Origin of the sequence: Microbacterium sp., from assembly GCF_046295495.1 — a bacterium.
In the GTDB taxonomy this organism is placed as follows: domain Bacteria; phylum Actinomycetota; class Actinomycetes; order Actinomycetales; family Microbacteriaceae; genus Microbacterium.
The window spans coordinates 1-18,543 of sequence record NZ_JBKBNC010000050.1 but is presented as its reverse complement, the minus strand read 5'-3'; the positions used below and the strand labels follow the sequence as shown (position 1 = coordinate 18,543).

Here is an 18,543-nt window from a genome sequence, read left to right as displayed (position 1 = left end):
CCGGGGGCTCGACGCTCTCACGCGTCGCGGCGCGCGCCCTCCGAGGGGGTCACCGTGAACTGGTCCGGGGCACGGAACCCGGATGCCGCGAAAGCCGCGGCCACCGCGTCGGTCGCCGCCGGGATCAGTTCGACGGGCATCAGCGCGATCGCCGCCCCGCCGAAACCGCCGCCGGTCATGCGCGCGCCGAGCGCGCCTGCGGCCAGGGTCGTCTCGACGGCGAGGTCGAGCTCGGGCACCGAGATCTCGAAGTCGTCGCGCATCGAGGCGTGCGAGGCGGTGAGCAGGTCGCCGATCGCGCGGGGCCCGTCGGCGTCGAGAGCGGCGACGGTGTCGAGCACCCGCTGGTTCTCGGTCACGATGTGCCGCACGCGGCGGAAGGTGACGTCGTCGAGGATCTCGGCCGCGCGGGACAGGTCGTCGACGCCGAGGTCGCGCAACGCGGGCACGGCGAAGGCCGCGGCGCCCTTCTCGCACGATGCCCGACGCTCGCGGTACCCGCCCGACGAGTGCGCGTGTTCCACGAGCGTGTCGACGACGAGGATCGACAGGCCCGCCTCCGCGAAGCCCAGGGCGACCGGACGCGTCTCGAGCGTGCGGCAGTCGAGGAACGTCGCGGCGTCGGCCACGCCGAGCATCGACGCCATCTGGTCCATGATCCCGGTGGGCGCGCCGACGGCGTCGTTCTCGGCGACACGGCCCACGCGGGCCAGCGCCACCCCGTCGAGCCCGGCGTTCCACACGTCGTTGAGGGCGGATGCCACGGCCCCCTCGATCGCGGCCGACGACGACAGGCCGGCACCGACCGGCACCTCGGACGCCAGGGCGATGTCGACGCCCCGGGTCACGGCATCCGGGGCCGCCTGCCGCAGCGCCCACGCGACACCCAGCGGATAGCCGGCCCAGTCGAGGCCGCCCGCGGCGATGCGCGCGTCGAGGTCGGCGAGCGTCACCTCGACGGCCTCGTCGGCGAAGGTCGAGCGCACGCGGATCACGTCGTCGGAGCGGACCGCCACGGCCGCCGCCGTGCGCTGGGCGATCGCGAAGGGGAAGACGAAGCCCTCGTTGTAGTCGGTGTGCTCGCCGATGAGGTTGGCGCGACCGGGAGCCGACCACACGCCCGCGGCGGGGGCGTCGGTGAGGGCGCGCAGAAGGGCGCGGGCGTCGTCGACGGCGGTCATGCCGTCACCTCCGGAACGGTGTCGAGGGCGGCGCGCAGGCGCTCGGCCTGCGACTCGGGGGTCACGTCGCCGATCCAGGCGCCCATGGCGGCCTCGGATCCGGCGAGGTACTTCAGCTTGTCGGCGGCGCGACGGGGCGAGGTGACCTGGAGGTTCAGGCGCACGGCGTCCCGGTCGCGGCCGACGGGGGCCTGGTGCCACGCGGCGATGTACGGCGTGGGGGTGTCGTACAGCGCGTCGATGCCGCGCAGCAGCCGCAGGTAGAACGGGGCGAGCTCGTCGCGCTCGGCATCCGTCGTCTCGGCGAGGTCGGCGACGTGGCGGTGCGGCAGCACGTGCACCTCGATGGGCCAGCGGGCGGCGAAGGGCACGAACGCCGTCCAGTGCTCGCCGCGCAGCACGACGCGCTCGCCGGCGCCCTCGAAATCGAGGATGCGCTGGAACAGGTCGGTCGAGGTGCGCGAGATCGTGTCGAGCAGGCGGTGGGTGCGCGGGGTGACGTAGGGGTAGGCGTAGATCTGGCCGTGGGGGTGGGGGAGGGTGACGCCGATCTCCCGCCCGCGGTTCTCGAAGGGGAACACCTGACGGATGCCGGGAAGAGCCGACAGCGCCGCGGTGCGGTCGGCCCACGCCTCGATGACGGTGCGGGCGCGCGTGCGCGAGAGTGAGCCGAACGAGCCCTCGTGCTCCGGACTGAAGCACACGACCTCGCAGCGGCCCACCGAGGTGCGCGTGCGACCGAGGCCGAGGTGCTCGAGGTCGTCGTCGCCGCGCGGCGGGTCGACGGCGGCCGGAACGTCGTCGGTCGCGACATCGAGGGCGGGGCCGAACGACGGCGACTTGTTCTCGAACACCGCGACGTCGTAGAGCGAAGGGATCTCCGACGGGTTCGTCGGTGTCTGCGGCGACAGGGGGTCGAGGTGCGCGGGGGGCAGGAACGCGCGGTTCTGACGGTTGGATGCCACGGTGATCCAGTCGCCGGTCAGGACGTCCTGCCGCATGGTGGCCGTCGTCGGACGGGGGTCGAGCGTGCGGGCGTCGACGGCGCGCTCGTCGCCGAGCGTCGTGTCGGCGTCGTCGAAGTAGATGAGTTCGCGGCCGTCGGCGAGGCGGGTGGGTCGCTTGACGACGCCGGCCCCGAGGGGCTCCGCGGTGAGGCTGTCCGTGTTCACGATAACACGCTACATCCGGGGCGTGATATCGTCAACATGAGGGGGCGTGATGCGCGTATCCATGGCCGACGTGGCCGAGCGGGCCGGGGTCTCGGCGCAGACGGTGTCGCGCGTGGTGAACGCCAGCCCCCGCGTCGATCCGGCCACCCGCGCGCGCGTCGAGTCGGCGATGGCCGATCTCGGCTACCGCATGCACCGCGCCGCGCGTGCCCTCCGCACCGGGCAGACCTCCACCATCGGCCTCGTCGTGTCGACCCTCGCCTCGGTCGGAAATTCGCGCATGCTGCAGGCGATCTCCGAGGCCGCCTCGGCGCGCGACTACGCCCTGGCCGTCGTGACGGTCGGCGATCGCGGCATCCACGACGCCTTCGCCCGGTTGCGGTCGCAGGGCGTCGACGGAGCGGTCGTGTTGAACGAGGCCACCGAGCTGGCCCGCGACGCTCCGCCGCCGGCCGACCTGCACCTGGTCGTCGTCGACTCGCCGCCCGACCCGCGCTTCTCGATCGTGCAGACCGATCACGCCGGCGGTGCGCGCGCGGCCACCGCGCACCTGCTGTCGCTGGGCCACGACACCGTGCATCACGTCGCAGGCCCCGCGGGCTCCTTCGCCGCGGTCGAACGCGAGCGGGGCTGGCGCGAGGCGCTGCTCGACGCGGGTCGCGCGGTGCCGGAGCCGGTCCGCGGCGACTGGACGTCGGCATCCGGTCACTCGGCCGCCGCGGCGCTCGGCGAGGCGACCGCCGTCTTCGTCGCCAACGACCAGATGGCGCTCGGCGCCCTGCGCGCCTTCTCCGACGCCGGTCGCGAGGTGCCGGGGCGGGTCGCGGTGGTGGGTTTCGACGACATCGTGGATGCCGCCGAGTACCGGCCCCCGCTGACCACCGTGCGTCAGGACTTCGACGCCCTCGGCGCGCGCGCCGTGGCGTCGCTCGTCGCGGCGATCGAGGGCGGCGCGCCCGCCGCGGAGTCGGTCCCGACGACGCTCGTCGTGCGCGCGAGCAGCGCGCCGGGCTGATCCGGCTCCCGGGTCCACGTCGCGTTCCCGCGTCGGGCGCGGAACGCCGGGCCCCTGTCCGAGGCCTCCCGTCGCGCCGCGGCGGCCGCGCGGCGCTGACGCCGCCCGGACCGGCCGCCCCGGTGGCCCGCATCCGGTCGGACACAGCTCCCGGGCGCGCGGGCGCTGTTCACGCCCGAGGGTCAGGCGGTCTCGTGCCACCCGCGGTCGAGGATGCGGAAGCCGGCTTCGATCGTGGCCGCGGCGTCGTCGTGCTCGAACGCGAGGATCTGCAGTTGCAGGACCAAGCGCGCGTACACGCGGATCTCGGCATCGGGGGCGCTCCGGCCGGTGGTCTCGGCGATGACGGCGGCGAGGGAGTCCTCGTGGCGCAGCCACATGCGAGAGGCGTACTCCCGTAGCGACGGCGTCGAGTCGATGAGCGATAGGAAGGTGCGCCGGTGCTCTCCGGTCGGGTCGAAGGCGAGGCCGATGAGTTCACGGCGGTACAGCTCGCGCAGGGCGGTGGAGACGGAGGTACCCGGGGCGCGATCACGCACCGCGTTCACGAGCATCTCGCGTTGCGCGTCATCCTCGTCGAAGACGAGCGCCTCCTTCTGCGGGAAGTGCGCGAACACCGTGGTCGGTGAGACGTCGGCGGCCTCGGCGACCTCGCGGATGCTCACCTCGTCGAAGCCGCGCTCGATGAACAGCAGTGTCGCCGCATCGGAGATCGCCTTGCGGGTGGCGGCCTTCTTGCGCTCGCGTCGGCCCGTGGTTTCGCTCATGCGCCCAGGTTAGCGGATCCGCTCAAAAATCGTATTGACTACGAAACTGGTACGAGTACAGTTGCGGCATGACTTCACCTTCCACCCCCTCGGTCGACGCCACCGCCACCGCGACCGGCACGGGCCGACGCGCCTGGATCATGCTCATCGTGATCACCACCCTCACCACCGCCGGCATGACCGTCGTGCTGCCGGTGCTGCCCTTCGTGGTGCTCCGCTACGTCTCGAACCCCGCCGACCTGGCCGTGTGGGTCGGCATCCTCGAGACCGTCAACGCGCTGTGCGCCTTCCTCGTGGCACCCTTGCTCGGGCGCATCTCCGACCGGTTCGGCCGCCGCCCGGTGATCATCGTGGCGGGATTCGGGGCCGCGCTCGGTTTCCTGCTCTTCGGCATCGGCGGTGCGCTGTGGGTTCTTCTGCTCGGCCGCGTCGTGCAGGGGGTGACGGCCGGCGACCTCCCGGCGCTGTTCGCCTACCTCGCCGACATCACCCCGCCCGACAAGCGCGCTCGCCGCTTCGGCGTGCTCGGCGCGACGGCCGGCATCGGCACCATGGTCGGTCCGGCCCTCGGCGGCTCCCTCGCCGCGATCGACGTCGACCTCCCCGTCTTCGTCACGGCGGGACTCGCCCTCACGGTCGCGATCGTGAGCATCTTCCTCCTGCCCGAGAGCCTCGCTCCGCAGCGGCGCATCGCCACCCTCGATCTGCGGGCGGTGCACCCCTTCGCGGTGTTCCGTGGGGTCTTCCGTCGCCCGGAACTGCGCTCGCTCATGGTCGGGCTGGTGCTGGTGGGCCTGCCGTTCGGGTTCTTCGTCAACAACTTCAGCGTGCTGGCCCTCGACGCCATCGACTGGAACCCGACCGCGATCGGTCTGCTCACCGCGTGCGTCGGCATCATCGACATCGCGATCCAGGGGGTGCTGCTCGGCTTCCTGCTCCCGCGCATCGGCGAGAAGGGCGTGATCGTGAGCGGCATCGTCACGCAGGCGGTGGGCCTCGTCGCCCTGGCCGGGGTCGCCTCTCTGCTCGCCGAGCCCTGGTTGTTCATCGTCGGGGCGCTGACGATGGCGGCCGGACAGGGGGCGGCCACGGCGACCATGGACGGCGTGCTGTCCAACGCCGTCGGCGATGACGAGCAGGGGTGGATCGCGGGCGCCGCGCAGTCGCTGAACGCGGCCATCGGAACCGTCGCCCCGCTCGTTGCGGGACTGCTCTACGCGCACGTCGCGCACGCCGCGCCCTACGTGCTGGGCGCCCTGCTCATGGTCGCGGCCGCGGTCGTGATCGCCCGCGCCGGGTTCGACAACCCGTCGCGCCGGTCCGCGGCTCCGGATGCCGCGCACCCTGTGCCGGTGGGGCCGTGACGGCTCCCTCGCTTGCACGGCGACAGGGGCTGCGCCGAGGGCTAGCCGATCCGCGTGGGATCGGCCTGTCCTCGGCGCACCGCCCGTGCTCGCGCCGGTCTACTCCTCCATCGGCCCCAGCGCCGGCCCCGACACGAAGCGCGCGACCGGCTCGATCGCGTGCTCCAGCTCGAGCACGACGACCTCGTTACCTCCCGCGCGGGTGACCGGGGCGGGCACGTAGAGCGTGCGCTGCGGAACGGTGTTCCAGTAGCGGCCTAGGAAGAACCCGTTCACGAACGCGAAGCCCTTGCCCCACGCCGCGGTGTCGAGGAACAGGTCGGCGGGGGCGTCGAGGTCGAACGAGCCGCGCAGCAGGGCGCGTCCCACCGTGCTCGGGTGCGATCCGGCGACCGCCGTGAGGTCGATCGGCGTGGCCGTCCACCCCGTGAGGGCGGTGCCGTTCAGGCTCACCGCGCCGATGAGCCCCTTCGCCTCGCCCAGACGGTCAGCGTAATTCACCCGGCCCTGGTCCTCCACGAGCACGGTGAGACGCGAGCCCGCGGGGATGGTCAGGGCCCGCTCGCCCAGCGACCGCGACAGGCGACCGACCGGGGTGCCGTCGACGTGCACCCAGGCGAGGTCGCGCACCTCGTCGAAGACGAGCGCTGCGGGTCCCACGAACGCGGGGAGGTCGACGTCGTAGCGCACGAGCGGGCCGAGGTGGCCGAGCTGCTCGAAGGTCGCGGGGGCGTCAGAGGGGGCGGATGCCGCGGATGCCGGCATCCAATCTCCTTCTCCCCCCAGCGGCGCCTCGAAGACCGGCGCCTTGGGCCGCGCGGGCGGCGCGGACTCGACGACGGGGGCGTACTTGGCGATCACGTCGCGGAACGCGTGGTACTTCGCGGTGGGGTGCCCCGACTCGTCGATCGGCGCGTCGTAGTCGTACGACGTCACGATCGGATCGAACCGCCCCTTGTCGTTCGCTCCGTTGGTGGTGCCGAAGTTCGTTCCCCCGTGCACCATGTAGATGTTCACCGAGGCGCCGGCCGCCAGCAGCACGTCGAGGTCGTGCGCGGATGCCGCGGGGTCGGTGGTGTGGTGGATGCTGCCCCACCAGTCGAACCACCCGTCCCAGAACTCGCTGCACATCAGCGGTCCCGTGGGCTGATGCTCGCGCAGGGTCGCCAAGCGCTCGGCGCTGCGCGATCCGAACGAACCGGTGAGGTGCAGCCCGGGAAGGCTCCCCGCCTCGAGCATCCACGGCATCGGCTGGTCGACGGTGGTCAGCGGAACGGTGATCCCGGCGTCCTTCGTCACCCGCACGAGCTCGCGCAGGTAGTCCTTGTCGGATCCGTAGGCGCCGTACTCGTTCTCGATCTGCACGAGCACGACGTTGCCGCCGCGGTCGATCTGACGGGGGGCCACGATCTCGTATACGCGGCGCAGGTACTCCGACACCGCCGCGACGAACTGCGGCTCCGAGCGACGGATGCCGATCCCCGGCGTCGAGGTGAGCCACACCGGCAGGCCGCCGTTGTGCCACTCCGCGCAGATGTACGGTCCCGGGCGCACGATCGCGTGCAGCCCCTCGGCGGCGATGAGGTCGAGGAAGCGGCCGAGGTCGTTCCAGCCCGTGGCATCCCACTCGCCCTGCACCGGCTCGTGCGCGTTCCACGCGACGTAGGTCTCGATGGTGTTCAGGCCCATCGCCTTGGCCGTGCGGATGCGGTCGGCCCAGTGCTCGGGGTGGATGCGGAAGTAATGCAGCGTGCCCGAGATGACCTGGTGCGGTCGCCCGTCGAGCAGGAAGTCGGTCTCGCCGATGGTGAAGGTCGTCACGGTGTCTTTCGGGGTCAGTCGGTGAGGCGCGCCGTAAGGCGCACCCAGGCGAGGGCGGGGAGGACGAAGCGCACCAGACCGTCGGCGCCGATCTCGACGTGCAGCGGGGCGGGCGCGACGGGCTCGGCGTCGGCGGAGTTGGTGGTGTGGCGGTCGCCGCCCTCGGGGATCGTGATCACCACGGCGTCGATGTCGGCGACCGATCCGAGGTCGAGCTCGACCGGGGTCGCCGCGTCGAGGTCGCGGTGGGCGAGGAACACCGACACGGCGTCGCCGTCGACGGTCACGACGGCGTCGACGGCGTCGACCGCCCCGTGCCGCGCGGTGTCGATCGTGGCACCCTCCACGCGGGGGACGACGACGCGACCGGATGCCGCCCGCGCGGTCAGGGCGAACGGATGGAACGTGCTCTGTCGCCACGCAGCCCCGCCGCCGGGTTCGGTGCGGATGGGGGCGATGACGTTCACGAGCTGCGCGAGATTGGCCATCGACACCCGCTCGGAGCGGCGGATGAGCGTGATGAGCAGCGAACCGACCACGACGGCGTCGGTCACGGTGTAGTCGTCCTCGATCAGCCGCGGGGCGACCGGCCAGTCACCCGTGAAGACGCGCGGCTTGTCGACCTCGTTCCACCGTGTCTGGTTCCACACGTTCCATTCGTCGACGCTGATGCCGACCGGCCGGCCGTCGGGGGTCGTGGCGCCCACCTCGTCGATGATGGCGACGACGTCGGCGATGTAGCGGTCGAGGGCGGCGCCGCTGGCGAGGAAGCTCGCCGGGTCGGCGGGATCCTCCTCGTAGTACGCGTGCACCGAGAGGTGGTCGACGAGTCCGGAGGTGTGGCGCAGCACCGTGCGCTCCCATGCGCCGAACGTGGGCATCTCGTGGTTCGAGCTGCCGGCGGCCACGAGCTCGACGCCCGGGTCGATGAAGCGCATCATGCGCGCGGTCTCGGCCGCGAGACGACCGTATTCGTCGGCCGTCTTGTGGCCGATCTGCCAGGGGCCGTCCATCTCGTTGCCCAGGCACCACAGGCGGATGCCGAAGGGATCGTCGCGACCGTTCTCGCGGCGGCGCTCGCTGAGCGCCGTGCCGGAGGGGTGGTTGGCGTACTCGAGCAGGTCGGCGGCCTCGGCGACGCCACGCGTGCCGAGGTTGACGGCCTCCATGACCTCGAGGCCGGCGGCATCCGCCCACTCGGCGAACTCGTGCAGGCCGACCTGGTTGGTCTCGGTGCTGTGCCAGGCGGCATCCAGGCGCACGGGGCGCTGGTCGCGGGGGCCGACGCCGTCTTCCCACCGGTATCCCGAGACGAAGTTGCCGCCCGGGTAACGCACGACCGTGGCGCCGAGTTCGCGCACGAGCGCGAGCACGTCGGCGCGGAAGCCGTGCGTGTCGGCGCTCGGGTGGGCGGGGGAGTGGATGCCGTCGTAGACGCAGCGGCCCATGTGCTCCACGAACGAGCCGAAGAGGCGGCGGGGGACCTCGGCGCCGGCCGAGGCGCGGTCGACGACGATGCGGGTGGGGGAGGTCATTCGGGTCTCTCCTGGCGAGGGGACGGGAGGGGCGGGCCGCATGCGTACACGCGACCCGCCCCGGGGACTTCTTACTTGTTGACCGAGAAGCCCTGGTCGTTGCCGTACTGCACGAGCTGGTCCTGCCAGGCGCTGAGGCCCTCGTTCAGGTCGCCCTTCTTGGCGTAGGCCTGGCCCACGGTGTCGCCGTAGATGCTGTTGGCGTACACCTGGAACGGCAGGTAGTTCCAGCCCTCGCGGACCTCGCTCGACGCCTGCGTCAGCACCTGGTTGATCTGCTGGCCGCCGAAGTACTCCGACTCCTGGTCGACGAAGGCGGGGTCGTTGAGCTCGGCCGTGGTGGAGGGGAAGCCGCCCGACTCGACGAAGATCTTGAGGCTCTCATCGCTGTTGTTGAGCCACTTCAGGAAGCCGGCCGCCAGCGCGGGGTTCTTGCTCTGCTTGACCACAGCCTGACCGCCGCCACCGTTCTCGGCGGTGACGGGTGCGCCGTCGTAGGTGGGGATGGGGGCCACGGCCCACTTGCCGGCACCGTCGGTGACCGAGGACTCGAGGACTCCCGGCATCCAGGCGCCGATCACGAGCGAAGCGATCGAGCCGTCACCGAGACCCTTGAACCACTCGTCGCTCCAGCTGGGGGTGTCCGAGAGCAGGCCGCCCTCGATGAGACGGTTCCAGTTGTCGGCGAACTTCTTCGAGCCGTCGTCCTGCAGGTCGATGGACACGTCGGTGCCCGCGTCGCCCGAGGTCGCGAACGGGGCGCCGCCGGCCTGCCAGATCATGCTCGTGGTGAAGCCGGAGTCGCCGGTGTCGGCGGTGATGTACTTGGTGGGGTCGGCCGCGTGCAGCTTCTGCGCCGCCGCGTAGTAGTCGTCCCACGTGGTCGGCACGGCGATGCCGTACTGGTCGAAGACCTCCTTGTTGTAGAACAGGGCCATGGGGCCCGAGTCCTGCGGAAGTCCGTAGATCTTGCCGTCGAAGTCGACGGAGCCCCACGTGCCGGTGCTGTAGTCGTCCTTCAGGTCGCCGAAGCCGTACGACGACAGGTCGACGAGGGAGTCGGACAGCGCGAACTGCGGGAAGGCGTAGTACTCGATCTGCACGACGTCGGGCGCGCCGGAGCCGGCCTTGATCGCGTTCTGGAGCTTCGTGTACTCCTCGGTGTTGGTGCCCGCGTTGACGTAGTTGACCTTGACGTTCGGGTACGCCTCCTGGAAGGCGGCGACCTGCGCCTCGGCCGACGGCGTCCACGCCCAGTAGGTGATCTCGCCACCGGCTTCGAGCGCCTTCTCGATGTCGTCGGCGGTGCCGGCGGCGGCGCCGCCGTTGTTGCCGCCCGAGCAGGCGGTCAGGGCGGCCACCGACAGGGCGGTGGCGGCGACGGCGAAGACGGTCCGCCGCGCGGCGGAGCCCTTGCGCATGAATGTCATCGGATTCCTCTACTTCGTTGTTGTGGATGTGGTGCGGTTGCAGGTGCGACGTCCGGCCGGGGCCGGTGGGGTCGTCGCGGTGCGGGGGTCAGGGGTCACTGCTTGACGCTGCCGGCGCTCAGACCGGATTGCCAGAAGCGCTGCAGCACGAGGAACGCGGCGACGATGGGGATGATCGACAGCAGCGCCCCGGTGATCACGAGGTTGTAGATGGGTTGCGCGCCGACGCCGGTCGCCTGCGCGTTCCACTGGTTCAGGCCCACCGTCAGCGGGTACCAGGAGGGGTCGCTCAGCATGATCAGCGGGAGGAAGTAGTTGTTCCAGGTCGCGACGACCGCGAAGAGCAGCACGGTGACGATGCCCGGGGTGAGCAGCCGGATCGAGATCGTGAAGAACGTCCGGAACTCGCCGGCCCCGTCCATCCGGGCCGCCTCGAGCAGCTCGGTGGGGATGGCGTCGGTCGCGTAGACCCAGATCAGGTACAGACCGAACGGGCTGATGAGCGAGGGGATGATGATCGCCCACGGGGTGTTGGTCAGACCCAGCTGGCTGAACAGCAGGAAGGTGGGCACCGCGAGAGCCGTCCCGGGCACGGCGATCGCGCCGAGCACGACCGCGAAGACCGCCTTGCGACCCCGGAAGTTGTACTTGGCGAGGCCGTAGCCGGCGAGGGTCGCCAGCAGCGTCGCGCCGCCCGCGCCCACGACGACGTAGAGGAGCGTGTTGCCGAGCCAGCGGACGAAGATGCCGTCGCGGTAGGTCAGCGTTTGGGCGATGTTGTCGAACAGGGCGAAGCTGTTGCCCGGTCCGAGGCCGAAGGTGGTGAAGAGGTCGGGCTGCGTCTTGGTCGCGTTGATCAGGAGCCACGCGAGCGGTACGAGCGTGTACAGCAGGTACAGGCCCATGACGATGCTGAGCACGAGCGACTTCTTGCCGTTGGTGGGCGAGGTGCGGGCGAAGCGCCCACGGGGCCGGGGGGTCGTCACGGCCCGGGTGTCGTCGGTGCGGGGTGCGATCGCGGTGGTCATCGCGCCTCCTGACGTGAGCCGCGCAGCTGCACGACGTAGGCGATGACGGCGGTGATGACGCCCATGATGATCGCGATCGTGGCCGCGTAGTTGTATTGCTGACCGGCGAACGACAGGTTGTAGGCGTACATGTTCGGCGTGAAGAACGTCGAGATCGTGTTCGGCGCCAGCGGCTTGAGGATGTTGGGCTCGTTGAAGAGCTGGAAGCTGCCGATGATCGAGAAGATCGTCGCGATCACGACGGCGCCGCGTACCGCCGGGATCTTGATCGAGACGATCGTGCGCCAGGCGCCCGCACCGTCGATGGATGCCGCCTCGTAGAGCTCGTTCGGGATGGTCTTCAGGGAGGAGTAGAAGATCAACATGTTGTAGCCGACGAACTGCCACGTGACGATGTTGCCGATCGACACCAGCATCCACTCCGGCACGAAGGGCTGCACGACCGTCCCGCCGAGCAGATCGTTGAGGTTGCGCGTGAGACCGAACTGATCGCCGTAGATGTAGCCCCACATGAGGACGGCGACGACCGCGGGCACGGCGTAGGGGAGGAAGATCACGATGCGGTAGAAACCGGCGGCGTGCAGCCGCGCACTGTCGATCGCGAGAGCGGCGGCCAGGGCCAGCAGCAGCATGATCGGCACCTGCACCACGAGGAACACCGCGACACGGCCGAAGCCGTCCCAGAACTTGGGGTCTCCGAACGCGGTGACGTAGTTCTCGAAGCCCACGAAGGCATTGCCCCCGACGAGCTGGTCGCGGAACAGACTGAGGTAGATCGAGTACGCCAGCGGCGCCAGGAACACGAGCGCGAAGACGAGCGCGAAGGGGGCGACGAACAGCCAGCCCCGATCGTCGATTCGAGCGCGCCGCTTGCGCCGCGGGGTGCGCAGGGCGGGCGGGGGTGCCGCGGTGGTCGTCATCGTCCGGTGCCTCTTCTTTGATGCGCATCCGGTCCGGGTGAGCCGGATGTTGACGTAAACATAACCCGACCGCGCTAGGGTGTCAACGTCAACATCCAGGGGGCCGAGAATGAGCGAGACGACGACGACGTCGACCGTCATCCCGACGCGGGGACGCCGGCGCGAGGTGTCGATGGCCGACGTCGCCGCGGCGGCCGGGGTGTCGGGGCAGACCGTCTCACGCGTGGCCAACGGGCGCACCAACGTCGACCCCGACACGCGTCAACGCGTCCTCGACGCGATGGCGACCCTCGGCTATCGGCCGAACAGCGCGGCCCGCGCGCTGCGCTCGGGGCGCTTCCGCAGCATCGGCGTGATCATGTTCTCGCTGAGTTCGTACGGCAACACGCGCACCCTCGATGCCCTGGCGTCGATGGCGGCGGCATCCGGGTACTCCATCACGCTCATCACCGTGCAGTCCGCGTCGCAGTCCGACGTCTCGGGCGCGTTCCTGCGCCTGCGCGAGCACGCCGTCGACGGCATCGTCATCCTCATCGAGACGCACCGTCTCGGCGAGAACGAGCTGTCGATCCCCTCGGGCCTCCCGGTCGTGGTCGTCGACTCGAGCGCGGACTACCCCTACGCCGTGGTCGACAACGACCAGGCGCAGGGTGCGCGTCTGGCGACCGAGCACCTGCTCGACCTCGGGCACGAGACCGTGTGGCACGTCTCGGGTCCCCCGGAGTCCTTCGCCGCCGATCGCCGACGAGCCGCCTGGCGCGCCGCCCTCGAGGACCGCGGATGCCGCGTGCCCGAGGTGCAGATCGGGGACTGGACGGCGGACTCGGGGCACCGCATCGGGGCGGCGCTCGCGCAGGACGCAGCGGTGACGGCGGTCTTCGCGGCCAACGATCAGATGGCGCTCGGCGTCATCCGGGCCCTTCACGAGGCCGGCCGCCGGGTGCCCGGCGAGGTGAGCGTCGTCGGCTTCGACGACATGCCCGAGGCGGCGAACTTCTGGCCCCCGCTCACGACGGTGCGCCAGCGCTTCGAGCGCGTGGGTGAAGAGGCGATGACCGCGCTCATCGCCGATATCGAGGGCGGCGGCGGCGAGCACGCCCGCACGCTCGTGCCGACGTCGCTGGTGGTGCGCGCGAGCTCCGGTCCGCGCTGAGGCGGTCGCGCTGGGGCCACCCGCGACGCGCTCGGGGTCGGCGTGCCGCCGACTCGGGCGTCTGTCGCGCTCGCTCCCGTCCCGACGCCCGTAGCCTCCCGCCGGGAGTGACGAACGCGGAGCGCGCGGGGTGCGCGGAGACGTCGCGCGGCATCCTCCGGACGTTCCGCACGGCTGCGGTCTCCCGGGGTCGGCGCGACGCCGCGGCCCGCCGGCGCGCGCCGGTCGGGTTCGCGTCCGACCGTTGCGCTCCTCGCCTCCGCTCGCCTAGGCTCGGTGTTGACGTCAACATGTTGACGTCAACATTTCCCCCACAGGCCGCATCGGAGCGGCCGGAACGGAAACGACGATGACGTCTCGTGTCCTGTCCTTCACCTGCGCCGCGGCCCTCGTCGCCGGCGCCCTCACCGCCGGGGCGGCCGTCGCGCCACCCGCGGCCCGCGCCGCCGAGGCCGCATCGGCGCTGCGCATCACCCCCAACCCGGCGTCGGCCACCGAGGCCTTCGAGGGGTGGGGGACGAGCCTGGTGTGGTTCGCCAACGCGACCGGCAACTATCCCGCCGACGTGCGCCAGAAGCTCTTCGACGCCGTCTTCGGCGACGATGGCCTCAACCTCAACATCGCGCGCTACAACGTCGGCGGCGGCAACGCGACCGACGTTCCGCCCTACCTGCGCGCGGGCGGCGCGGTTCCGGGCTTCTGGAACCCGGAGCTGCCCGAGACGGATGCCGAGGGTGAGATCACCTCGGCCTACGCCGACCGCGAGCGCTACCGCGACGCCTGGGATGGCGACGACCCCGCGCACTACGACTTCACGGCCGACTCGGCCCAGCGCTGGTGGCTCGACGCGCTGAAAGACAAGGTCACCCACTGGGAGGCCTTCAGCAACTCCCCGCCGTACTTCCTCACCGAGAGCGGCTTCGTCTCGGGCGGTGTCAACGACGCGACCAGTGAGCAGCTCGCCCCCGAGGACATGGACGCGTTCGCCGCTTACATGGTGACCGTGGTCGATGAGCTCGAGAAGGCCCACGGCATCCGGTTCGACACGATCGACCCGTTCAACGAGCCGAACACGAACTACTGGCAGACGCAGATCCCCGAGGGGGCGACCTGGCCGACGGGCGGGCGGCAGGAGGGCGCGCACATCGGCCCTGAGCGGCAGGACGAGATGATCGCGGCCCTCGCCGCGCGCCTCGGTCGCGGCGACACCACCACGGATGCCGTGATCTCGGCCATGGACGAGACCAACCCGGGCATCTTCGCGCGCAACTGGAACGCGTGGTCGAGCGCGTCGAAGGACGCCGTCGACCAGCTCAACGTGCACACCTACGGCACCGGCGGACGCCCCGTCGTTCGCGACATCGCGAAGGCGGCCGACAAGCCGCTGTGGATGAGCGAGGTCGAGGGCAACTGGACCGACACCTCGCGGGGCTTCGTGACGAACGACATCGAGAACGGTCTCGGCATGGCCTCGCACATCGTCGGCGATCTGCGTGAGCTGGAGCCCGAGGCGTGGGTGTTCTGGCAGCCGGTCGAAGACCTCTACAACATGGAGAAGGTCGAGAAGCTCAACTGGGGCAGCGTCTTCATCGACTTCGACTGCAACGCGCAGGGTCTGTCGGAGCGACGCATCGCCGACGGCGACGCCGACCCCTCGTGCCAGGTGCTGACCAACGAGAAGTTCAACACCGTGCGCAACTTCACGCACTACATCGAGCCGGGCGACCGCCTCATGGCGACCGACGACGCGAATTCGACCGCTGCGATGGATGCCGATGGACAGGGGGCGTCCATCGTGCACGTCAACGCCGACGACGCCGACCGCACCGTCGAGATCGACGTCCGCAACTTCGGCGAGATCGCGCCCGGCGCGACGGTCACCCCGATCGTGACGACCCAGTCGACCGCCGAGGACGCCACCGTCAACGCGCTGCGCGCGGGGGAGCCGGTCGCGGTGGACGCGGCATCCGGGATCGCCACCCTGACGGTGCCGGCGAAGTCGGTCACGACCTTCGAGGTCGAGGGCGTCTCGGGCGTCGCCGCTGACGCGCCCGCCTTCCGCGACGCGCAGTCGGTGCAGCTCGTCGGCGTGCAGAGCGGGCTGGCCCTGCAGGGCGACTCCGACCTCACCATCGAGGCGGATGCCGCGACCCCCGAGGCCGCGCGCGCCCAGGGCTGGACCGTGCACACCCTCGACGGTGCCGGCACGAACCGTCACCGCTTCACGCTCGAGAACGGCGACGGGCGATTCCTCGCGTCGCGCGACGGGGGCACGGCGCTCGTCGCCGCCGACGCGGCGACCGCGGCCGCCGACCCGACGATGCAGTGGATGGGCTCGACCCTCGACGGTCGCACGTACTCGGTGCTCAACGTGGCCGCCGAGCGTGTGCTCGACGTCAACGGCGCGGGCACCTCGGCGGGGACGTCCGTGGGGTTGTGGACCTCGAACGGCGCGGGGAATCAGACCTGGCGCCTCGTGAGCACCACCGCCGCGGGCACCGACCCGGTGTCGGTGGCGACGCCCGTGGGCACCGCGCCGACGCTTCCCGACACGGTCACGGTGCGATACGCCGGCGACGTCGGACGCGCGGCTCCCGTCACCTGGGACACCTCGGGGCTGACGTGGGCCCAGACGGGGACGGTCACCGTGCGCGGTACCGCGGCCGACGTGTTCGGCGCGAGCGTCGGTGCCACGGCCCAGGTCGAGGTCGGCGCGTTCACCGCGACGCGGCCCCGCTCCGCGACCGTCGTGGCCGGCAGTGCGCTGGCCGCGGTGCAGGCCCAGGCCGACGACACCGTTCTGGCCGAGTTGCGCCCCTCGGGCGCCGGCTACCCGGTGCCGGTGGAGTGGGACTGGAGCGCCCTGTCGGACGACGACTTCGCCTCGCCCGGGACCGTCCGGGTGACGGGCACCACCGACGACGGTCTCGACGCGCAGCTGGCGGTCATCGTGACGTCCGCCGTCGCGCGCAACGTCGCTCCGCAGAGCACGCCGTCGGCGACGTACACCGAGACCGGGTACGGCGTCGAGCGCACGATCAACGGCGACGCCTCCGACAAGGGCTGGTCGAACTGGCGTCCGGATGCCAAGAACACCGAGGACACGCTCTCGTACGCGCTCGCCGCAGACGAGACGGTGCGCACGGTGGCGGTGCAGTTCTTCCGTGACGGCGGACCCAGCTGGGCCGACGCCGTGCGGGTGGACCACCGCCTCGACGGCGGGGCGTGGGTCGAGGGCGAGCCGGTCGCCGTGCCGATTCCCGAGCAGGGCGCCCCGCGCGTCGAGGTACAGGTCGACGGCGCACGCGCCGATGAGGTGCGGGTCGTGCTGACGGCCCGCGAGGACCAGCACATGATCGTGTCGGAGATCGAGATCCTGGCCGACGCTCCGGGCCCCTCCGGCGTCGCCGACCTGGCGCGCCTGACCGTGGGCGACAACCCGGTCGCCGGCTTCGACCCCGCCACGACGGAGTACGCCGTGACGGTCGAGGGCGACACCCTGCCGGCGCTGTACGCCCTCTCGGTCGACGAGGACGCCGTCATCGCGATCACGCAGCCGCAGGATGCCGATGGTGTCGGCACCGTGACGGTCACGGCCCCCGACGGTACGGTGCGGACTTACGCCGTGACGGTGACCCTTGGGGAGCCGGGTGAGCCGGGCACGCCGGGTGAGCCGGGCACGCCGGGTGAGCCGGGCACGCCGGGTGAGCCGTCGACGCCCGGGGGCCCGACCGCGCCCGGTGCGTCGGTCGGCGGGGGCTCCGCCGCCGGAGACGGCGGGTCGGGGACGGCGCCCGATCGCGGTGACCTGGCATCCACGGGTCAGGATGCTTCGGGCACAGCCCTCGCCCTCCTCGTGGGTGCGCTGCTGCTGGTGGGTGGCGCCGGGGCGTGGATGATCACGCGCCGCCGCGCACGGGTCTGATCCCACGGGCGCGGTCCGTTGCCGAGGGGCAGCGGGCCGCGCCCGTCTTCCGCCGACGTGGTCCCGCCCGAGGTGGGGCGACGTCGGCGCGTGCCGCCCGACCCCGGCGTGGCACCTCGCGCACATCCGTGCAAGCCCGCGCCGTGGGAGCGGGGGCGGGGGAGGATGGAATCTTCCATTCACCCCCTGAGGAGATCCATGCACGTCAACGCCTACGCCGCGTCGTCCGCCACCTCCCCCCTCGAGCCCACGACCATCGAGCGCCGCGCCGTCGGCCCGAAGGACGTTCTGATCGACATCGCCTACGCCGGCATCTGCCACTCCGACATCCACACCATCCGCGGCGAGTGGGGCGACGTGCCCTACCCCCTGACCGTCGGCCATGAAATCGTCGGCACGGTCGCCGAGGTCGGGTCCGAGGTCACCAGCCACAAGGTCGGCGACCGCGTCGGCGTCGGCTGCATGGTGAACTCCTGCCGCGAGTGCGAGAACTGCCTCGCCGGCGAGGAGCAGTACTGCGAGAAGGGCAACATCGGCACCTACGCGGGCACCGACGTCGACGGATCGATCACCCAGGGCGGCTACAGCGAGAAGATCGTCGTCGACGAGCACTTCGTGCTGCGCGTTCCCGAGTCGATCCCCTACGAGAAGGCCGCCCCGCTGCTGTGCGCGGGCATCACCACCTACTCGCCGCTGAACCACTGGAACGCCGGCCCCGGCAAGAAGGTCGCCGTCGTCGGCCTCGGCGGACTCGGCCACATGGCCGTCAAGATCGCCCACGCCATGGGCGCCGAGGTCACGGTGCTCTCGCAGACGCTCAGCAAGAAGGACGACGGCCTGAAGATGGGCGCCGACCACTACTTCGCCACGAAGGACGACGAGACCTTCACCGAGCTGAAGAACCACTTCGACCTCATCGTCAACACCGTCAGCGCCCCCCTCGAGCTGAAGAAGTACCTCGGCCTGCTCACGCTCAACGGCACGATGGTCAACGTCGGAGCTCCGCCGGAGCCCCTGCCCATCCAGGTCTTCACGCTGTTCACGAACCGCCGTTCCTTCGCCGGTTCGTCGATCGGCGGCATCCGCGAGACCCAGGAGATGCTCGACTTCTGCGCCGAGCACGGCATCGCGCCCGAGACCGAGCTCATCTCGGCCGACCAGATCAACGAAGCCTACGAGCGCGTGCTGAAGAGCGACGTGCGCTACCGCTTCGTGATCGACGCGAAGACCTT

13 protein-coding genes are annotated in these 18,543 nt (G+C 71.2%); 5 read left to right on the top strand and 8 right to left on the bottom strand.

The window, feature by feature from the left end:
• Positions 1–17: 17 nt before the first annotated feature.
• Together galK and galT are read right to left on the bottom strand one after the other, a co-directional pair.
• On the bottom strand, positions 18–1,181 hold the full coding sequence (gene galK, locus ACK4LS_RS13255) for a galactokinase (RefSeq protein ID WP_409718064.1): 1,164 nt from the start codon (positions 1,179–1,181) through the stop codon (positions 18–20).
• A complete protein-coding gene (galT, locus tag ACK4LS_RS13250) occupies positions 1,178–2,353 on the bottom strand; it encodes a galactose-1-phosphate uridylyltransferase (RefSeq protein WP_409718061.1) in 1,176 nt (391 codons plus the stop codon). Before galT ends, galK begins: the two co-directional genes overlap by 4 nt.
• Positions 2,354–2,402: 49 nt before the next feature.
• Between galT and ACK4LS_RS13245 the strand changes: the two genes are divergently transcribed.
• Positions 2,403–3,368 carry a LacI family DNA-binding transcriptional regulator gene (locus tag ACK4LS_RS13245; protein WP_409718058.1) on the top strand — a complete coding sequence of 322 codons (966 nt, stop codon included), beginning with the start codon at positions 2,403–2,405 and terminating at the stop codon, positions 3,366–3,368.
• Between the two features lie 182 nt (positions 3,369–3,550).
• Here the strand turns inward: ACK4LS_RS13245 and ACK4LS_RS13240 are convergent, their stop codons facing one another.
• Complete coding sequence (locus ACK4LS_RS13240; RefSeq protein ID WP_409718056.1) at positions 3,551–4,135, bottom strand: TetR/AcrR family transcriptional regulator; 585 nt, start codon at positions 4,133–4,135, stop codon at positions 3,551–3,553.
• Positions 4,136–4,203: 68 nt separating this feature from the next.
• Here ACK4LS_RS13240 and ACK4LS_RS13235 point away from each other — a divergent pair, with 68 nt between their 5' ends.
• The gene (locus ACK4LS_RS13235; RefSeq protein WP_409718053.1) at positions 4,204–5,499 is read left to right on the top strand and encodes an MFS transporter; all 1,296 of its coding nucleotides are present in this window, start codon (positions 4,204–4,206) and stop codon (positions 5,497–5,499) included.
• A 99-nt stretch (positions 5,500–5,598) separates the two neighbouring features.
• Here ACK4LS_RS13235 and ACK4LS_RS13230 read toward each other — a convergent pair whose 3' ends face one another.
• The 5 genes from ACK4LS_RS13230 to ACK4LS_RS13210 form a co-directional block, all read right to left on the bottom strand.
• The gene (locus tag ACK4LS_RS13230; RefSeq protein WP_409718051.1) at positions 5,599–7,320 is read right to left on the bottom strand and encodes a beta-galactosidase; all 1,722 of its coding nucleotides are present in this window, start codon (positions 7,318–7,320) and stop codon (positions 5,599–5,601) included.
• A gap of 14 nt (positions 7,321–7,334) precedes the next feature.
• Complete coding sequence (locus ACK4LS_RS13225; RefSeq protein ID WP_409718048.1) at positions 7,335–8,855, bottom strand: alpha-N-arabinofuranosidase; 1,521 nt, start codon at positions 8,853–8,855, stop codon at positions 7,335–7,337.
• Between the two features lie 71 nt (positions 8,856–8,926).
• Entirely contained in the window at positions 8,927–10,285 is a 1,359-nt protein-coding gene (locus ACK4LS_RS13220) for an ABC transporter substrate-binding protein (RefSeq protein WP_409718045.1), read from the bottom strand.
• Between the two features lie 95 nt (positions 10,286–10,380).
• Complete coding sequence (locus ACK4LS_RS13215) at positions 10,381–11,313, bottom strand: carbohydrate ABC transporter permease (protein ID WP_409718042.1); 933 nt, start codon at positions 11,311–11,313, stop codon at positions 10,381–10,383.
• A complete protein-coding gene (locus ACK4LS_RS13210) occupies positions 11,310–12,233 on the bottom strand; it encodes a carbohydrate ABC transporter permease (protein WP_409718039.1) in 924 nt (307 codons plus the stop codon). The genes ACK4LS_RS13215 and ACK4LS_RS13210 overlap by 4 nt, the downstream gene beginning before the upstream one ends.
• A 109-nt stretch (positions 12,234–12,342) precedes the next feature.
• Between ACK4LS_RS13210 and ACK4LS_RS13205 the strand changes: the two genes are divergently transcribed.
• The 3 genes from ACK4LS_RS13205 to ACK4LS_RS13195 form a co-directional block, all read left to right on the top strand.
• Positions 12,343–13,386 (top strand): LacI family DNA-binding transcriptional regulator, encoded by a 1,044-nt coding sequence (locus ACK4LS_RS13205; RefSeq protein ID WP_409718036.1) that lies wholly within the window; start codon positions 12,343–12,345, stop codon positions 13,384–13,386.
• 349 nt (positions 13,387–13,735) lie between these two features.
• On the top strand, positions 13,736–17,311 hold the full coding sequence (locus tag ACK4LS_RS13200; protein WP_409718034.1) for a glycoside hydrolase: 3,576 nt from the start codon (positions 13,736–13,738) through the stop codon (positions 17,309–17,311).
• Between the two features lie 198 nt (positions 17,312–17,509).
• The coding region (locus tag ACK4LS_RS13195; protein ID WP_409718032.1) for an NAD(P)-dependent alcohol dehydrogenase at positions 17,510–18,543 on the top strand (1,034 nt) is incomplete at its 3' end.

Bases quoted from the DNA above. Each gene is read 5' to 3' on its own strand.
- ACK4LS_RS13210 (WP_409718039.1), bottom strand. From the start codon at position 12,233: ATGACGACCACCGCGGCACCCCCGCCCGCCCTGCGCACCCCGCGGCGC.
- galK (WP_409718064.1), bottom strand. From the start codon at position 1,181: ATGACCGCCGTCGACGACGCCCGCGCCCTTCTGCGCGCCCTCACCGAC.
- ACK4LS_RS13220 (WP_409718045.1), bottom strand. From the start codon at position 10,285: ATGACATTCATGCGCAAGGGCTCCGCCGCGCGGCGGACCGTCTTCGCC.
- ACK4LS_RS13245 (WP_409718058.1), top strand. From the start codon at position 2,403: ATGCGCGTATCCATGGCCGACGTGGCCGAGCGGGCCGGGGTCTCGGCG.
- ACK4LS_RS13205 (WP_409718036.1), top strand. From the start codon at position 12,343: ATGAGCGAGACGACGACGACGTCGACCGTCATCCCGACGCGGGGACGC.
- ACK4LS_RS13235 (WP_409718053.1), top strand. From the start codon at position 4,204: ATGACTTCACCTTCCACCCCCTCGGTCGACGCCACCGCCACCGCGACC.
- ACK4LS_RS13200 (WP_409718034.1), top strand. From the start codon at position 13,736: ATGACGTCTCGTGTCCTGTCCTTCACCTGCGCCGCGGCCCTCGTCGCC.
- ACK4LS_RS13225 (WP_409718048.1), bottom strand. From the start codon at position 8,855: ATGACCTCCCCCACCCGCATCGTCGTCGACCGCGCCTCGGCCGGCGCC.
- ACK4LS_RS13215 (WP_409718042.1), bottom strand. From the start codon at position 11,313: ATGACCACCGCGATCGCACCCCGCACCGACGACACCCGGGCCGTGACG.
- ACK4LS_RS13240 (WP_409718056.1), bottom strand. From the start codon at position 4,135: ATGAGCGAAACCACGGGCCGACGCGAGCGCAAGAAGGCCGCCACCCGC.